The following is a 16,354-nucleotide window of genomic DNA, read 5'->3' on the forward strand; positions in this document are numbered from 1 at the left end:
GGTAACGGTCATCAAATCGGTGTCAGGACAGGCCGAGCAGCGAGCCCAGGCTGTTCAGGCTGACGCCGGGGCTGCCGACGATGCCCGGGACACCCCGGGTGTTCCGCTCCTCGGCCAGCTCCTCCGCCGGCCGGTTCGCGTTCGCCGCGACGTCCGCGTCGGACGGCGCGACCGGCACCCCGCCGTACGGCGCGTTCTGCGCTCCGCGCACGTTGATCGGGCTGCCCTTCGGTTCGGCACAGTACGCGTCGTCCTTCGCCGGCCGCGGGGTCAGGTCGTTTCCGGTGCGGAACTGCGAGTACGGGATGTAGCCCTTCGTGCAGGACGGCGGGTTGAACAGGTTGAGCACCAGGCCGAGGTGCGCGGTCCCGTCGCCGGGGGCGACGCTGCTCGCCGCGGCGGACAGCGCCGGGTACGTCACCAGGCCCTGCTCGATGCCGTCGAGCCGGGTCACGGTCAGGTTGGCCGTGGTCAGCAGGTTCGCCGTCAGCGCACCCAGCCCCGGCCCCGACTCCTGCAGCACCTGGCTGATCTGCGACGCCACCTGCGGCGTGATGCCGATGAGCTTGCGCAGGTCGCCGTCGGAGTTCTTCAGCGTGCCGGTCAGCTCGTTGAGGCTCTTGCTGAACGACGCGAAGTTCGCGGCCTCGTGGTTCTGCGTGTCCAGCACCTTGCCGCCCGCGTCGAGCAGCTGGATGGTCTGCGGCAGGTACTCCTGCGCGGTGCCGGTGAAGCTGCGCGCGGTGTCCAGCAGCTTCTGCAGGTCGCCGCCGGTGCCGCGGAACGCGTCGTAGGACTCGTCGACGACCGTGCGCAGCGAGTCGACCGGGACCGACGCCGCGAGCGAGTCGAGGTCGCCGATCAGCCGGTCGGTGCTGACCGGGGTGGTCGTCTTGGTGGCCGGGATGACCGAGCCCGCCGCCAGGTACGGGCCCTTGTCGGCCTTGGGCCGCAGGTCGACGTACTGCTCGCCGACCGCCGACCGGTTGGCGACGACGGCGTCGAGGTCCGCGGGCACCTGGGGCGCCGACGGGTCGATGTTCAGGTCGGCTTCGAGCCCGGTCTTGGTCAGCCGCAGCTCGCCGACCCGGCCGATGTTGTAGCCGCGGTAGGTGACTTCGGAGCCGGTGAAGATGCCGCCGGACTCGTTGAGCTGCAGCTTGACCGTGTAGCCGTCGTTGCCGAACACGCTGCCGAGCCCGGCGAACCGGATCAGCGCGTACACGATCGCGACGACCGAGATCACCGCGAAGGCGACCAGCTGGATCTTCGTCTTCCGGACCAGCATCAGCCCGCACCTCCCGAGAGAAGACCGAAGAGGTTGCCCAGCCCCGGCTGCGACGACCCGGACGGCTGCTGCCCGGTGGCGCCCGGGATCGGCAGCGGCGGCGGCTGGTTGGCGGGCGTGCCCTCGACCCCGCCGGTGAGGCCGGCCAGCGGGAGCTGCCCGGAAAGGGCGTTCTGCCTGCTGTTGCCCAGGTTCTCGACGATGGTCTTCAGGTTCAGGTCCACCTTCGCGAACAGGTTGAAGTAGTCGCCCTTGACGTCGTTGACGGCCTGGTCGCTGAACGGGAACGTCAGCAGGATCTGCAGGGCCTTCGGCAGGTCGTTGCCCGCCTCGCCGAGCTTCTGCAACGTCGGCGTCAGCGCCTTGAGGTCGGCGACGAGGTCCTTCTGCGACCGGTTGATCGTGTCGGTGGCGACGCCGGAGAGGTTGTCCAGCGCCTGCAGCATGGTGACCAGCTGGCCGCGCTGCTGCTCCAGCACGCCGAGCCCGGGCCCGAGGTTGTCGACCGCGCCGACCAGCTTGTCCTTCTGGTCCTTCAGTGTCGAGGACAGCCGGTTCAGCCCGTCGATGGCGCGGGTGATGTTCTGCGACTGCTTGTCGAGGTTCGTGACGAGCTGGTTCGCGTTGTCCAGCAACGCCTTGATGTCGGGCTCGCGGCCGGACGTGGCGTTGTTGAGTTCCTTGGTGATGGTGTTGAGCTGGTCGACGCCACCGCCGTTGAGCAGCAGCGACAGCGCGCCGAGCAGTTCCTCGACCTCGACGCTGCGGTTGGTGCGGGCCAGCGGGATGGTCGCGTTGTCGGCGAGCTTGCCCTGGGCCTGGTCGTCGCCCGGCGAGGCCAGCTCGACGTACTTCTCGCCCAGCAGGCTCGACTGCTTCACATTGGCCAGCGCGTTGGCAGGCAGCTTGACGTTGCCGTTGACCTTCAGCGTGACCAGCGCGTGCCAGCCGTCCTTGGTGAGCCCGACGTTCTCGACCCGGCCGACCGGCACCTCGTTGACCTTCACCCCGGCCTGCGGGGTCAGGTCGAGCACGTCGCGGAACTCGACGTTCACCGTGTACGGGTGGTCGCCGAGGTCGGCGCCGCCGGGCAGCGGCAGGTCGTAGATGCCCTTGAACGCGCAGCCGGACAGCAGCAGCGCCGACGCCGTCGCGAGCGTCCCGACGGTCAGGAGTTTCCTCACTGGCCACCTCCCGAGCCGTAGAGCTGCCCGGCGACGGGCAGGGGCAGCGGCGGCAGCTTGCCGGACTGCAGGGCCTGGACGGTCTGCGCCACCGACGGCAGCGGGATCAGCCCGTCGACCACGCCGGCGATGCCCTCGCAGATGTTGCCGAGCGCGTCGAGGGCGTCCGGGGTCTGCTTGAGCAGCCGGCAGATCATCACCAGCGGCGGCTGGGTCAGCTCGTTGAGGTTCGGCCGGGCGTCGAGCGTGCCGGACGCGCCGTTGTAGGTGTTGACCAGGTTGCTCAGGCCGACCGGGGCGACGTCGAGGATCTCGGCGAGCGAGCTGCGCTGGTCGACGAGGACCTTGGTGATGCCGGCCAGCTTGTCCACATTGGACTTGAGCCGGTCGTGGTTCTGGTCGATGAACGCCTGCACCGCGGTCAGCGTCGTGCCCAGCTGCCGCACCGTGGCGGCCAGATTGTCCTTTTCGGACGCCAGGTAGCCGCTGACGTCGGCGAGCTGGCTTTCGAAGCTGCGGACCTGCTTGTCGGAATCGGCCAGCGTCTGCGAGAACTTGCCGAGGTTCTCCACCGTGGAGAACAGGTCGTCCTTGTTGCCCGCCAGCGTCCCGGCGGCCTGGCCGAGCTTGGTGATCGTGTCGTGCAGGGCCTTGCCGTTGCCGTCGACGTTGGCCGCCGCGGTGTTCAGCAGGTTCGACAGCGACCCGGTCTTGTTGGCGCCGTTCGGGCCGAGGGTCTCGCTGACCCGCGCCAGGCTGGCGGCCAGCTGGTCGACCTCCAGGGGCACCTCGGTGCGGTCGAGGCCGATGACCGCGCCGTCGGAGATCCGCGGGCCGCCGGTGTAGGCCGGGGCCAGCTGGACGTACCGGTCGGACACCAGCGACGGCGCCACGATGAGCGCCTTCGCGTCGGCCGGGACGGGCACCGAGCGGTCGTACTCGAAGTCGACCTTCACCTGGTTGCCCATCGGCGTGATCTTGGTGACCGTGCCCATGTCGACGCCGAGCATGCGGACGCTGTTGCCCTCGTACAGGCCGACAGCGCCGGCGAAGTACGCGGTCAGGTGGTTGCGGCCGGCGTCCTTGAGGGTCCACCAGATCCCGCCGGCGACGACGAGCGCGAGCACGATCGCGATGGTGAAGCCCCTGGTCAGGGCCTGCCCGAAGCGGGTGTCACTCATTTCGTGTAGCACCCCTCTTCGTTGATCGGGCCCATCGACGGCAGCAGCAGGCCGCAGATGTAGTTGTCGAACCAGCGCCCGTTGCCGATGGTGTTGGTGAAGACCCGGATGAACGGGGCGAACTTCCGGATGCCCTCGGCCAGCGAGTCCTGGTTGCGCTGCAGCATCGAGGTCAGCTGGTCGAGCTGGGCCAGCACCGGGTCGAGCTGCTTGGAGTTGTCGTCGATCAGGCCCTGCAGCTGGGTCGCCAGCTCGCGGGAACCGTCGAGCAGCGCGGTGATCGCCTCTTCGCGCTTGGCCAGCTCGTCGAGCAGCTTGTTGCCGTCGGTGAGCAGCTTCTGCACCTCGGCGTCGCGGTCGACCAGCGTCTGCGACACCTCGCGGGTGTTGGCCAGCAGGGTGGACAGCTGCTGGTCGCGCGAGGCGATCGTGTCCGACAGCTTCGACAGCCCCGACAGCGCGCCCTTCACGTCCTCGGGCGTGTTGGCGAACGTCTGCGAGATCGTGTCGAAGCTCTGGGCGAGCTGCTTGGTGTCGATGTTGTCGACGGTCTGCGAGAGCCCGCGGAACGCGTCGAGCACGTCGTAGGGGGCCATCGTGCGGTCGCGCGGGATCGCGGTGCCCGGGTCGAGCGCGCTCTGGCCCTGCGGGTCCAGCGACAGGTACTTCTGGCCGAGCAGCGTCTTGATCTTGATCGCGGCGCTGGTCCGGTCGCCCAGCCAGGCGTCCTTGACCTTGAACGACACCTTGACCGACGCGCCGTCGAGCTCGATGTCGCTGACCTTGCCGACCTTGACCCCGGCGATCCGGACGTCGTTGTCCTTCTGCAGCCCGGAAGCCTCGCTGAACTCGGCGGAGTACGTGGTGCCGCCGCCGATCACCGGCAGGTCGTCGGAGTTGAGCGCGGCGATGAAGCCGAGCGCGAGGACGGCGATGCCGACAACCGCGATCGGCACGGGGTTGCGGCTCTGGAACGACTTCATCCGGAGCACCTCGCCCGGTTCGCCGGCAGCAGGGGCAGGGCGACGTCGTTGATCAGTGGCGGCAAGCTCACGCTCCCGGAGAACTCACAGGCGTAGAAGTTGAACCAGGAGCCGTAGTCCGCGGTGCGGGTCAGCGTGCTCACCTTGGTCGGCAGGAACTGGATGAAGTGCTCCAGCTCCGGCTCGTTCTTGTTGAGCTGCTGCGTGAGGTTCCCGAGCGCGCCGATGTCGTTCTTCAGCGGCTCGCGGACCTCGCCCAGCAGCCCGGACGTCGTCTGGGCCAGGTTGCCGAGGCTTTCGATCGCGTCGCCGATCGGCTTGCGGTCGGCGGCCAGCCCGGACACCAGCTGCTGCAGCTTGACGATCAGGTCGCTCAGCTGCGGGGTGTGCGCGTTGACCGTGTCGAGCACCGAGTTCAGGTTGTCGATGACCTCGCCGATCACCTTGTCCTTGTCGGCGATCGTGGTGGCCAGCGACGCGGTGTGCGACAGCAGGCTCTCGATGGTGCCGCCCTCGCCCTGCAGGACCTGGATGACCTCGTACGACAGCTTGTTGACGTCGTCGGGGTTGAGCGCGGTGAACAGCGGCTTGAAGCCGTTGAACAGCTCGGTCAGGTCCAGTGCCGGCGTGGTCCGCTCCAGCGGGATCGTGCCGCCGGGCGCCAGCGTCTTGCCCGAGGTGTCGTCGCCCTCGCCGAGGGAGACGTAGCGCTGGCCGACCAGGTTGCGGAACTTGATCTGCGCGGTCACCCCGGCAGGCAGCGTCCGGCCGGCGTCGACCTCGAACTCGACCTCCGCCTGCCGCTTGTCGACGATGCGCACGTCCTTGACCTGCCCGACGCGGACGCCGGCGATGCGGACGTCGTCGTTGGGCAGCAGCAGCGTCGCGTCGGTGAAGCGGGCCTTGTAGGCGTTGGTGCTGGTGGTGTTGATGTTGGCGATGCTGATCCCGAGGATCGTCGTGAACAGCACGGTCACGACCACGAAGATGCCGAGCTTGATCAGCGGTGCGAGCAGTCCCCTCATCGGACCGTCACCTCCGCACCGCGGTAGAGCGGGCCGACGAGCAGGGCGCTCCAGCCCGGCACGTCCGCGGCGTTCATGCCCAGCTGCGGGCCCAGCAGGTCGGCCAGGAAGCCCTGTTCCGCCGTCGAGTACGCCAGGTCACCGCCTGCCGCGCCGTTGCCCGCCGCGTCGGCCTTGAACTTGGCCGGGTTGAGCCCCTCGCCGACGCTCTTCGGCGCGGCCTGGTGCTTCGTGCCGTCCTTGAACGCGCCGTCCGGCGGCTCGGACGGGAACGGCTTCGGGACGTCCTTGATGCCGTAGCAGCGCGGGCCGCGCTTGTCGTCGAACCGCGGCTCTTCCTTGCCCGCCTGGTACGGCGCGCGCGGCACGACGATCTCGATCGTCGCGTGCAGGCCGGGCTTGTCGGTGCCCTTGCCCAGCGCCTGGTCGATGAGCGGGACGTTGTCGGCCATCTGGGAGATCACGCAGGGGTACTCCGGCGCGTACTTCGCCAGCAGCTCGGCCGTCGGGCGCGCGGTGCCGGCGAGGGCGATGATGTTGTCCCGGTTGTTCTGCAGGAACGTCTGCAGGTCCACCGAGGCCTGGGTCAGGCTGCCGTAGAGGTTCGCCAGGTTCTGCCGCTCGTCGACCACGGTCCGGGTCGTCGTGCTCAGGTTGTCCAGGCTCTGCACCAGGTCCGGCGCCGCGTCCTTGAGGTGGTCGGAGAACTCCGCGAGCGCCTTGAGGTTGTGCTGCAGCTCCGGCTCGTGCGGGTTCAGCTCGCCGATGTAGGTGCCCAGCTGGGACAGCGTGTCGCCGAGCTGGTCGCCGCGGCCCTGCAGCGCGGTGGAGATCGCGGTGAGCGTCGCCGACAGCTTCTGCGGCTGGACCGCCTGCAGCACCGGCATCAGGTGCGCGAACGCCTGCTCCAGCTCGACCGCGTTGGTCGTGCGGTCCTGCGGGATGACGTCCCCGCTGCTCAGTGTCTTCGCCGACGGCTGGTCCGGGATCTCCAGCGACACGAACCGCTCGCCGAAGAGCGTCTTCGGCAGGAACCGCGCCGAGACGTTCGCCGGGATCAGCTTCGCCGACTCCGGCTTGAGCGCGAGCGTCAGCTCGGCGCCCTCCGCGGTGGCGGTGATGTCGGAGACCGAGCCGACGATCAGGCCGCGCACCTTGACGTCGGACTGCTTGAGCAGCTGGTTGCCGATCTTGTCGGCCTCCAGCTTGACCGTGACGACCGGCGTGAACGCCTTGTCGTAGAGCGCGATGGACAGCGCCACCCCGCCGACCAGCACGGCGATGAGCAGCAGGCCGAGCAGCCTGCGACGGAGCGTCCTCATCCCGCGATCCTTACCGTGACGTCGGTTCCCCAGATGGCGAACCCGATGAAGAAGTTCATGATCGACACCGTGACGATGGACAGGCGCACGGCCTTGCCGACCGCGACGCCGACCCCGGCCGGGCCACCGGTGGCCCGGTAGCCGAAGTAGCAGTGCGACAGGATGATCAAGACGCTGAACAACAGCACCTTGATGAACGAATACAACACGTCCTGCGGTGGCAGGAACAGATCGAAGTAATGGTCGTAGGTCCCCGCCGACTGGCCGTAGATGTAGATGACGACCAGCCGTGAGGCGAGGTACGAGCTGAGCAGGCCGATGATGTAGAGCGGGATGACCGCGACGAACCCGGCGATGATCCGCGTCGTCACCAGGTACGGCAGGCTCGGCACGCCCATGACCTCGAGCGCGTCGATCTCCTCGGAGATCCGCATCGCGCCGAGCTGGGCGGTGAACCCGGCGCCGACCGTTGCCGACAGCGCCAGCCCGGCGACCAGCGGGGCGATCTCGCGGGTGTTGAAGAACGCGGTCAGGAAGCCGGTGAAGGCCGACGTCCCGATCGAGTTCAGCGCCGAGTAGCCCTGGAGGCCGACGAGGACACCGGTGAACAGCGTCAGGCCGACCATCACGCCGACCGTGCCGCCGATGACCGCCAGCGAGCCGGAACCGAAGCTCACCTCGGCCAGCAGCCGCAGCACCTCCTTGGTGTAGCGGCGGATGGTCCGCGGGGTCCACAGCAGTGCCCTGCCGTAGAACGACATCTGGTCACCGAGGGTGTCCAGTGTCTGCAAAGGACGGTTGGCGACGCGTTTCGCGCCCTGGAGGAACGTCATGGCGCTAGTCCAGCTTTCCGGGCACGATCTGCAGGTAGATCAGGGTGATCACGAAGTTCACGACGAACAGCAGCAGGAACGTGATGACCACCGACTGGTTCACCGCGTCCCCGACGCCCTTCGGGCCGCCGGAGGGGTTGAGGCCCCGGTAGGACGCGACGACGGCGGCGATGAACCCGAAGATCAGCGCCTTGATCTCGCCGACCCACAGGTCGGGCAGCTGCGCGAGGGCGGAGAAGCTGGCCAGGTACGCACCCGGCGTCCCGCCCTGCAGCACGACGTTGAAGAAGTAGCCGCCGAGCACGCCGATGACGCTGACCATGCCGTTGAGCAGCAGCGCGACCAGCATCATCGCCAGGGTGCGCGGCACGATCAGCCGCTGCACCGGGGAGACGCCGAGCACCTCCATCGCGGCGATCTCCTCGCGGATGGTCCGCGCGCCGATGTCGGCACAGACGGCGGAGCCGCCCGCGCCCGCCACCAGCAGCGCGGTGACCAGCGGGCTGGCCTGCTGCACGGTGGCGAGCACGGAGCCCGCGCCGGTGTAGGACTGCGCGCCCAGCTGGCGGGCGAGCGAGCCGAACTGCAGCGAGATGACCGCGCCGAACGGGATGGCCACCAGAGCCGTCGGCAGGATGGTCACGCTCGCGATGAACCACGACTGCTGGATGAACTCCCGCAGCTGGAACGGGCGCTGGAACAGGCCGCGGACGATGTCCAGGCCGAGAGCGAACAGGTTCCCGGTCTCTCGGAGCATCCCGATCCCGGGGATCTTCGCCTGTGTTGCGGGAGAGCTCACCGGCCACCTGGCCCGTTGTCGCGGGGTGGCATCCGGTGCGAGGCCGGTCTCGGCGGCTGCCCGCCGCCCGGGATGCGCGCCACCTGGTCGGCGGGCAGCTGCCCGTGGTGCTGGTTCGGGACGCCGTCGACCGGCGGGCGGGCCCCGGCCGGGACCTGCTGCTGCGCCTGCTGCTGGGCCTGCGCGACGCGCCGCGGGTGGACGCCGTAGTGGCGCTGCTCCTCCGGCGACAGGGAGGCGATGATGCTCTCCTGCGCGGCAGGCGGCAGCCGGTGCATGATCTCCATGACGCGGTCCTTGCGGCGCACGGCACCCATCCGGGTCGGCACGCCCGGCGTCGGCTGCATCTGCGGCGGCACGCCGGAGATGTCCTCGACGCCGCCCGCGTGGTGCCCGGCCTCGAACATCGCCTGCTCGGCGGCCATCTGGGCGCTGTCCTTCTCCTCGGACATGCCGATCGGGCCCTGCATCCGGCCGTTGAGGAACTGCTTGACGACCGGCTCCTCGCTGGTCAGCAGCACCTCGCGCGGCCCGAACATGACCAGTTCCTTGCGGAAGAGCATGCCCAGGTTGTCCGGCACCGTGCGGGCCAGGTTGATGTTGTGCGTGACGATCAGGAACGTCGCGTCGATCTGCGCGTTGACGTCGAGGAACAGCTGCGAGATGTAGGTGGTGCGGACCGGGTCGAGGCCCGAGTCCGGCTCGTCGACCAGGATGATCTCGGGGTCCAGCACCAGGGCGCGGGCGAGGCCGGCGCGCTTGCGCATACCGCCGGAAATCTCGCCGGGCAGTTTCTTGTCGGCGCCGTTCAGACCTGTCATGTCGAGCTTTTCGAGGACGATCCGGCGGATTTCCGTCTCGGACTTCTTCGTGTGCTCGCGCAGCGGGAAGGCGACGTTGTCGTAGAGGTTCATCGAGCCGAACAGCGCGCCGTCCTGGAACAGGACGCCGAAGAGCTTCCGGATCTCGTACAGCTTGTGCTCGGAGCAGGTGACGATGTCGACGCCGTTGATGACGCAGCGGCCGCGGTCGGGCTTGAGCAGGCCGATCATCGACTTGAGGAACACCGACTTGCCGGTGCCCGACGGCCCGAGCATCGCCGAGACCTCGCCCGGAGGGAGCGTCAACGTGACGTCCCGCCAGATGGCCTGCTTACCGAAGGACTTGGTCAGGCCTTCGATGACCACCTCGGCACCCATCGCACCTCCAGGAGCTGTTCCGCGTCATTGCGCCCGCTGCCACACCCTGCCACCCACGCCGGTGGCGGGCGGGGGCCGGTAGGCACCCTGAACCCGCGTCAACCAGGTGCAACGAGCTGAGTGCGAACAGGTTACTCACCAGTTTTGTTGTCTGGCCAGACCCGGTTTGATCGTCACCCCGCCGTGATCGGCAACTGGCAGCACCGTAGTCCAAACGGGGCAGTATCGCAGGCCGGGCGGCCCCGAAACCGCAGTTTTAGGGGCTCGGGGCCATTCGGACACGACTCCTAGGGGGCCACCGCCACGAAAAGGGTGACGGCGGCGATCACCAGCAGCGACAGCACCGGCGCGGCCACCGCGGCCGGGGAGAGGGTCAGCAGGGGCCTGCGGCCGGACAGGTCCTGCGCGAGGAGTTCGATGTGCGGGTCGCTGGTCATGCGCCTCCTTCGTCGCCTCGGAGTCGCTGCGGGGCCCGTCTGCGCTACAAACGCGGACGGGGCGGGCACCCTGGTGGGTACCCGCCCCGTCACGAGGTGGTGCACAGGCGCTGACGCGCCCGGGATCACTTGATGGTGATCTTGGCGCCGGCGGCCTCGAGCTTCTCCTTGGCGGCGTCGGCGGCCTCCTTGTCGACCTTCTCCAGGAGGGCCTTGGGAGCGGCCTCGACCAGCTCCTTGGCCTCCTTCAGGCCCAGGCCCGAGACGACCTCGCGGACGACCTTGATGACCTGGATCTTCTTGTCACCGGCGGACTCGAGGACGACGTCGAACTCGTCCTGCTCCTCGGCGGCCGGGGCAGCGGCGCCACCGGCGGCCGGGGCGGCCACGACGGCGGCCGGGGCGGCGGCGGTGACGTCGAAGGTCTCCTCGAACTCCTTCACGAACTCGGACAGCTCGAGGAGGGTCAGCTCCTTGAAGGCGTCGATCAGCTCGGCGGTGCTCAGCTTCGCCATGATGGCTTCCTCTCAGAAAAACGAACTAGGCGTTCGGGGTGGGGGTGGTTCAGCTCTCGGCGGGTGCTTCGGCTGCTTCGGTACCGGCGGCGTTGCGCTGCTTCTCCTCCAGCGCGGCAGCCAGGCGGGCGACCTGGGACGCCGGCGCCTGGAACAGCGCGGCGGCCTGGGACAGCTTCGCCTTGAACGCGCCCGCCGCCTTGGCGAGCAGGACCTCACGGCTGTCGAGATCGGCGATCCGGGTGATCTCGTCCACGGACAGCGCCTTGCCGTCCATGTAGCCGCCCTTGATGACAAGCGCGTTGTTTTCCTTCGCGAAGTCGCGAAGCGCCTTCGCGGCGTCGACCGGCTCACCTTCGACGAAGGCGATCGCGGTGGCACCGACGAACAGGTCCTCGAGGCCCTGAACGCCGGCATCCTCGGCGGCACGCTTGACGAGGGTGTTCTTCGCGACCCGGTACTTGGCACTGGTGCCGAGAGCGCGGCGCAGCTGGGACAGCTGGGACACGGAGAGGCCGGTGTACTGGGTAACGACGGTGGCCGAGCTGTTGCGGAAGCTCTCCGCGATCTCGGCGACGGCCGCCACCTTGTCGGGCTTCGCCATGGTCGCCTCCTCTCTTGGCTAGTGTTTCCACTGGCGTTCGAGGAGCCCCTCAGACGACGAAACGCCCACACGCAGACAGGCGCGGGGCGTTGTGGGGCACGCAAGGGTGCCCGGCCTCGTTCCTCCTGCGCGGGCCGCCCGGCGAGTGCGGGACCTTCGTTCCCCACGGGAAGCGGGGAAAACCAGCGGTCTTCGGTAGAACCGTCGTCCATCATACGTGGTCCCCCGGAGGAGGCTTACTCACCCCCTGCGATGACCTGCGATTAGGGCGCCTGGGGGTTCCCCGGAACGAGCCGGAGGGCATCATGGTGACGTGGCGGAGCAGCGCGATGACGGAAAGCCGGGATCGGCCATCGAACCGGCGGGCTCGAACGCGCCCGCGTCCCCGGGAGGTCCGGCACCCGGTTCTCCAGCACTCCCCCAGCCGTCCGGGCAGCCGCCGATCGACCCGGCGGAGCTGGAGCAGTTCCGCCAGTTCCAGCAGTTCCAGGACTACCTGAAGTTCACCCAGGCCCAGCAGGGCAACCAACCGGCCCCACCCCCGGACGCCGGCGTGGTCCAGGCCCCGCCGTCCCAGCCCCCGGCGATCCCGCCGGGCTACCAGCTGGTCCCCACCGAGCGGCGCCGCGCGCCGAAGTGGGTGACCTGGCTCGGGAAGAAGGTCATCGCCTGGGTGCTGGCGATCGTGATCCTCGGCGTCGCGGGCACGTGGCTGTACAACCACTTCTTCCCCAACGACGCAGGCAAGACCTCCGCCCAGCTCGCCCAGGAGGGCGGCGGGAAGTACCACACGAACCACGTGTATTCGAAGAATCCGTACGAAGCCGTGCGGTTCGTGTACCAGGACATCGCCCAGGGCAGCGTCGACGATGCCTGCGGCCGGTTCGCCTACGACACGGCGAAGGGCATCGATATCCAAAGCAAGTTCGCCGCGGACCTCGGGTACAACGACTGCCGCCAAGCCGTCCAGGCCATCCACGCGCAGGTGGCACCGAAGAACCGGAACGACTACGCCGAATCCGTCCCCTCGTACGTTTCCGAGACGCTGCCCGGCGACACCGTCACCATCGACTCCTGCGCGTTTTCCATCCGCGGCGGACCGGCGCTGGGTGTCTTCACGGTGACCAAGGTCGAGCTGGGCCAGTGGCTGATCACCGGGCACGCGGCGGGACCGAAGGTGTGCTCGGGCACTCCGGGCTCGACCACGCCGACCAGCTGACTCAGCGGGGGTGCGGTGCCGAGAGGAACGTCACCAGTGCCTCCGCGAAGGCCGGGGACATCACCGCCGTCATGTGGTCGCCGGGGATGCGGACCAGGCGGGCTCCCGCTATGGCCGCTGCCAGGCGCTCCGGCTCGGCTGCCAGCTGGTCCTGGTCTCCCGCCAGCACCAGGGTCGGCACGCCGATCGACGACAGTTCCAGGTGTCCCTCCCGTGAGGCCAGGGCCACCGCCGCCAGGGCTTTGCGGTCGCCGCCCACCGCGTCGGCCAGGAGCCTGAACGGGACTCCCGCGGGCGGGACCGTCGACGGGTCCTCGGCCAGGAGAGCCGACGCGATGTCCGCGGGCTTCACCACTCGCAGGTCGACGCCGCCGAAGTCGACGATGCCCGCGCCCACTCCGCCTGTGGCCAGGCAGCGGATGCGCTTGTCCGCCGCCGTTGCCGCCAACGCGATGATCGCGCCCATCGAGTAGCCCACCATCGAGACCTCGTCCAAGCCCAGTTCGTCCAGCAGTGCCGAAACGTCGCGGGCCATCGCGTTCTCGGTGTAGCGGGACTCGTCGTGGGGCTTCTCCGAACGGCCGTGGCCGCGGGCGTCCAGGGAGATCACCGTGAAGCCGGCCTTGCGCAGCGCCGCGACGACGCCCGTGGAGATCCAGTTCGCGTTCGTGTCGGCCGCGAAGCCGTGCTGCAGCAGCACCGGGCGGTGGGCGTCGTCGCCCTCCCACACCGTGTAGTTCAACCGGAGCCCGTCGAACGACGCGAAAGTCGGCATGATGTCCATCAGACACGAAGAAAGGGCGCCCCCGCAGCAAGCAGGGACGCCCTTTCTGGTGATCTCAACCTCAGACTGCCGCTTCCTCAGCGAGGAGGTTGCGGGTCCGCAGCGGGTCGACCGGGATGCCCGGGCCCATGGTCGTGGTGAAGGTGACCTTCTTGAGGTAGAGGCCCTTCGCCGACGACGGCTTGGCGCGGAGGATCTCGTCCAGCGCGGCCGCGTAGTTCTCGACCAGCTTCTCGGTGTCGAAGGACACCTTGCCGATCACGAGGTGCAGGTTGGCCTGCTTGTCCACGCGGAAGTTGATCTTGCCGCCCTTGATGTCCTTCACGGCCTTCTCGACCGCGGGGGTCACCGTGCCGGTCTTCGGGTTCGGCATCAGGCCACGCGGGCCGAGGATGCGGGCGATGCGGCCCACCTTGGCCATCTGGTCCGGCGTCGCGATCGCGGCGTCGAAGTCGAGCCAGCCACCCTGGATGCGCTCGATCAGTTCGTCGGTGCCGACCGCGTCCGCGCCGGCGGCTTCGGCCTCGGCGGCCTTGTCGCCGACGGCGAAGACGATGACGCGGGCGGTCTTACCGGTGCCGTGCGGCAGGTTCACGGTGCCGCGGACCATCTGGTCGGCCTTGCGGGGGTCCACACCGAGACGCATCGCGACCTCGACGGTCGCGTCCATCTTGGTCTTGGAGGTCTCCTTCGCCAGCTTCGCGGCCTCGAGCGGCGCGTACAGACGCGTCTTGTCGACGAGCTCCGCAGCCTGGCGGTAAGCCTTGCTGTGCTTGGGCATTTCTTCTGTCCTTAACTTCGAGGTGGATCAGTGTGGTGCGAGCCAGCCCCTGGCTCTCCCACGGGTGCAGCGAAATCAGGCGTCGACGACCGTGATGCCCATGGAGCGGGCGGTGCCGGCGATGATCTTCGCGGCCTGGTCGATGTCGTGCGCGTTGAGGTCGGTCTCCTTGGTCTTGGCGATCTCGCGGACCTGGTCCCAGGTGACCTTGGCGACCTTGGTCTTGTGCGGCTCGCCGGAGCCCTTCTCCACGCCCGCGGCCTTCAGCAGCAGCTTGGCGGCCGGCGGCGTCTTCAGCTTGAAGTCGAACGACCGGTCTTCGTACACGGAGATCTCGACCGGGACGACGTCCCCGCGCTGCGACTCGGTCGCGGCGTTGTAGGCCTTGCAGAACTCCATGATGTTGACGCCGTGCTGACCCAGCGCCGGGCCGACCGGCGGCGCGGGGTTGGCCGCACCCGCCTTGATCTGCAGCTTGATGATCGCCGCAAGCTTCTTCTTCTTGGGTGGCATTTCTTTTCCTGTCCTGTACTACGTTCCCCGCGTACCTGCCGTGGACGCGGGGACTGCGGCCGAGAAGGCCGGCCGTCAGATCTTGGAGACCTGGTTGAACGACAGCTCGACCGGGGTCTCCCGGCCGAAGATCGACACCAGGACCTTCAGCTTCTGCCCGTCGACGTTGACCTCGGAGATCGTCGCCGGCAGCGTCGCGAACGGGCCGTCCATGACCGTGACCGACTCGCCGACCTCGAAGTCGACCTCGACGGCCGGGCCGCCCAGCGGCGCGGCCGCGGCGGCCTCGCCCTTGCTGGCCTTGGCCGGGGCTTCCTTCTCGACCTGCGGCGCGAGGAACTTCAGCACCTCGTCCACGGTCAGCGGCGACGGCCGCGAGGTGGCGCCGACGAACCCGGTGACACCCGGCGTGTTGCGCACCGCGCTCCACGAGGCGTCGTTCAGGTCCATCCGGACCAGGATGTAGCCGGGCAGCACCTTGCGCTGCACCTGCTTGCGCTGGCCGTTCTTGATCTCGGTGACCTCTTCGGTCGGGACCTCGATCTGGAAGATGTAGTCCTCGACGTCCAGGGTCTGGGTCCGGGTCTCGAGGTTGGTCTTGACCTTGTTCTCGTACCCGGCGTACGAGTGCACGACGTACCACTCGCCGGGCGCGGCCTGGAGCTCGGCGCGCAGCTTGGCGACCGGATCCTCGTCGTCCGCGGCGGGCTCGGCCTCGTCGGCCACCTCGGCCACGGCGTCGGCGGAAGCGTCGTCGTCGGAAGGGGAGTCGTCGACCTCGGAGTCCGACACGTCGACGGGCTCGAGGTGCGCGGACTCCTCGTCACCGAGTGCCGCGTGCACCTGCTCGTCGGAAAGCTCGGTCAGGTCGTGACCGGCTGCTGTGCCGTTGTCGGAGGTCACGTTCCGTCCTCTCAGTTGATCATTGCCGGGGCCGGGGCCCCGATCGGCACCGCACCCGGGGGGCGCGTCAGCCGAAGATGTGGCCGATGCCCCACTTGAACAGCAGGTCCAGGCCACTCACCAGGGCCACCATGAACACCACGAAGACCAGCACGACCGCGGTGTAGGTGACCATCTGCTTGCGGTTGGGCCAGATGACCTTGCGCAGCTCCGCCCAGACCTCGCGGATGAAGCGCACCAGCCGCGCGAACACGGAGGCCTTCTTCGGCTTCTGCTCCCGCTTCGGAGTCGGAGCGCCCTTCGCGTCGGGGGCGGTCTTCTCCCCCGACTTCCCGGCCGGGCGGGTCTTGTCGTCCGCACGTGCCGCGGACTTCCCCGCCGGGCGAGCGGTCGCACGGCGCTCACGCCGAGCAGCGGCTGTGACGGGACGGGACGGGCTCTCGGGCTTCTGCCCGGTGCCGTCCTGCTCCTGCTCGCCGCCGCTGGCGTCGCTGTCGCTCACGACCACTCCTCCGCTCCACCAGTTCCGTTACGCAGGGGTGACAGGACTTGAACCTGCAACCTGCGGTTTTGGAGACCGCTGCTCTGCCAATTGAGCTACACCCCTGTGGAACCCCGATCGCTCGGAGCCCCGGAGGACGCATTCCAGCATCCCCACCATCCAGGCGGGGATGACCGTAGTGCGTTCCAAGTCCCGAAGTCTACGGCAAGCCTCGCGAGAGCCCGCAACCGCGCCCCCCGATCGACCGCCGAACCCCGGCCTGCCTGCGGAAAACCTCCCGCC

General features: G+C 68.7%; 18 protein-coding genes and 1 tRNA gene. 1 reads left to right on the top strand and 18 read right to left on the bottom strand.

Going from position 1 to position 16,354, the window contains the following annotated elements; genetic code table 11:
* Positions 1–22 precede the first annotated feature (22 nt).
* The 12 genes from ABJI51_RS28625 to rplJ form a co-directional block, all read right to left on the bottom strand.
* Positions 23–1,288 (bottom strand): MCE family protein, encoded by a 1,266-nt coding sequence (locus ABJI51_RS28625; RefSeq protein ID WP_348954137.1) that lies wholly within the window; start codon positions 1,286–1,288, stop codon positions 23–25.
* The gene (locus ABJI51_RS28630) at positions 1,288–2,472 is read right to left on the bottom strand and encodes an MCE family protein (protein WP_348954138.1); all 1,185 of its coding nucleotides are present in this window, start codon (positions 2,470–2,472) and stop codon (positions 1,288–1,290) included. The genes ABJI51_RS28625 and ABJI51_RS28630 overlap by 1 nt, the downstream gene beginning before the upstream one ends.
* Positions 2,469–3,653 carry an MCE family protein gene (locus tag ABJI51_RS28635; protein WP_348954139.1) on the bottom strand — a complete coding sequence of 395 codons (1,185 nt, stop codon included), beginning with the start codon at positions 3,651–3,653 and terminating at the stop codon, positions 2,469–2,471. Before ABJI51_RS28635 ends, ABJI51_RS28630 begins: the two co-directional genes overlap by 4 nt.
* A complete protein-coding gene (locus ABJI51_RS28640) occupies positions 3,650–4,636 on the bottom strand; it encodes an MCE family protein (RefSeq protein WP_348954140.1) in 987 nt (328 codons plus the stop codon). The genes ABJI51_RS28635 and ABJI51_RS28640 overlap by 4 nt, the downstream gene beginning before the upstream one ends.
* A complete protein-coding gene (locus ABJI51_RS28645; RefSeq protein WP_348954141.1) occupies positions 4,633–5,661 on the bottom strand; it encodes an MCE family protein in 1,029 nt (342 codons plus the stop codon). The genes ABJI51_RS28640 and ABJI51_RS28645 overlap by 4 nt, the downstream gene beginning before the upstream one ends.
* Entirely contained in the window at positions 5,658–6,983 is a 1,326-nt protein-coding gene (locus ABJI51_RS28650) for an MCE family protein (protein WP_348954142.1), read from the bottom strand. The genes ABJI51_RS28645 and ABJI51_RS28650 overlap by 4 nt, the downstream gene beginning before the upstream one ends.
* Entirely contained in the window at positions 6,980–7,816 is an 837-nt protein-coding gene (locus ABJI51_RS28655) for an MlaE family ABC transporter permease (protein ID WP_072474798.1), read from the bottom strand. The genes ABJI51_RS28650 and ABJI51_RS28655 overlap by 4 nt, the downstream gene beginning before the upstream one ends.
* Positions 7,817–7,820: 4 nt before the next feature.
* Positions 7,821–8,573 (bottom strand): MlaE family ABC transporter permease, encoded by a 753-nt coding sequence (locus tag ABJI51_RS28660; protein ID WP_348954335.1) that lies wholly within the window; start codon positions 8,571–8,573, stop codon positions 7,821–7,823.
* A 38-nt stretch (positions 8,574–8,611) separates the two neighbouring features.
* Positions 8,612–9,814 carry an ABC transporter ATP-binding protein gene (locus ABJI51_RS28665; RefSeq protein WP_348954143.1) on the bottom strand — a complete coding sequence of 401 codons (1,203 nt, stop codon included), beginning with the start codon at positions 9,812–9,814 and terminating at the stop codon, positions 8,612–8,614.
* A gap of 287 nt (positions 9,815–10,101) precedes the next feature.
* On the bottom strand, positions 10,102–10,251 hold the full coding sequence (locus ABJI51_RS28670; protein WP_348954144.1) for a hypothetical protein: 150 nt from the start codon (positions 10,249–10,251) through the stop codon (positions 10,102–10,104).
* Between the two features lie 125 nt (positions 10,252–10,376).
* The gene (gene rplL, locus ABJI51_RS28675; RefSeq protein ID WP_348954145.1) at positions 10,377–10,766 is read right to left on the bottom strand and encodes a 50S ribosomal protein L7/L12; all 390 of its coding nucleotides are present in this window, start codon (positions 10,764–10,766) and stop codon (positions 10,377–10,379) included.
* Positions 10,767–10,815: 49 nt separating this feature from the next.
* Complete coding sequence (gene rplJ, locus ABJI51_RS28680; RefSeq protein ID WP_348954146.1) at positions 10,816–11,370, bottom strand: 50S ribosomal protein L10; 555 nt, start codon at positions 11,368–11,370, stop codon at positions 10,816–10,818.
* A 313-nt stretch (positions 11,371–11,683) separates the two neighbouring features.
* Between rplJ and ABJI51_RS28685 the strand changes: the two genes are divergently transcribed.
* Positions 11,684–12,589, top strand: coding sequence for a hypothetical protein (locus ABJI51_RS28685; RefSeq protein WP_348954147.1), 906 nt, complete (start codon positions 11,684–11,686; stop codon positions 12,587–12,589).
* Between the two features lies 1 nt (position 12,590).
* Here ABJI51_RS28685 and ABJI51_RS28690 read toward each other — a convergent pair whose 3' ends face one another.
* The 6 genes from ABJI51_RS28690 to ABJI51_RS28715 form a co-directional block, all read right to left on the bottom strand.
* On the bottom strand, positions 12,591–13,364 hold the full coding sequence (locus ABJI51_RS28690; RefSeq protein ID WP_348954148.1) for an alpha/beta fold hydrolase: 774 nt from the start codon (positions 13,362–13,364) through the stop codon (positions 12,591–12,593).
* A 70-nt stretch (positions 13,365–13,434) separates the two neighbouring features.
* Positions 13,435–14,154: a 50S ribosomal protein L1 gene (gene rplA, locus ABJI51_RS28695; protein WP_348954149.1), complete on the bottom strand. Its 720-nt coding sequence runs from the start codon at positions 14,152–14,154 to the stop codon at positions 13,435–13,437.
* A 75-nt stretch (positions 14,155–14,229) separates the two neighbouring features.
* Positions 14,230–14,667, bottom strand: a complete 438-nt coding sequence (gene rplK / locus ABJI51_RS28700) for a 50S ribosomal protein L11 (RefSeq protein ID WP_043781763.1) — start codon at positions 14,665–14,667, stop codon at positions 14,230–14,232.
* Between the two features lie 75 nt (positions 14,668–14,742).
* Complete coding sequence (nusG, locus tag ABJI51_RS28705; RefSeq protein WP_348954150.1) at positions 14,743–15,570, bottom strand: transcription termination/antitermination protein NusG; 828 nt, start codon at positions 15,568–15,570, stop codon at positions 14,743–14,745.
* Positions 15,571–15,637: 67 nt separating this feature from the next.
* On the bottom strand, positions 15,638–16,078 hold the full coding sequence (gene secE / locus ABJI51_RS28710) for a preprotein translocase subunit SecE (RefSeq protein WP_348954151.1): 441 nt from the start codon (positions 16,076–16,078) through the stop codon (positions 15,638–15,640).
* A 26-nt stretch (positions 16,079–16,104) separates the two neighbouring features.
* A tRNA-Trp gene (locus ABJI51_RS28715) sits at positions 16,105–16,177 on the bottom strand.
* Positions 16,178–16,354 lie beyond the last annotated feature (177 nt).

The sequence above is a fragment of the Amycolatopsis melonis genome (assembly GCF_040064235.1).
In the GTDB taxonomy this organism is placed as follows: Bacteria; Actinomycetota; Actinomycetes; order Mycobacteriales; family Pseudonocardiaceae; genus Amycolatopsis; species Amycolatopsis melonis.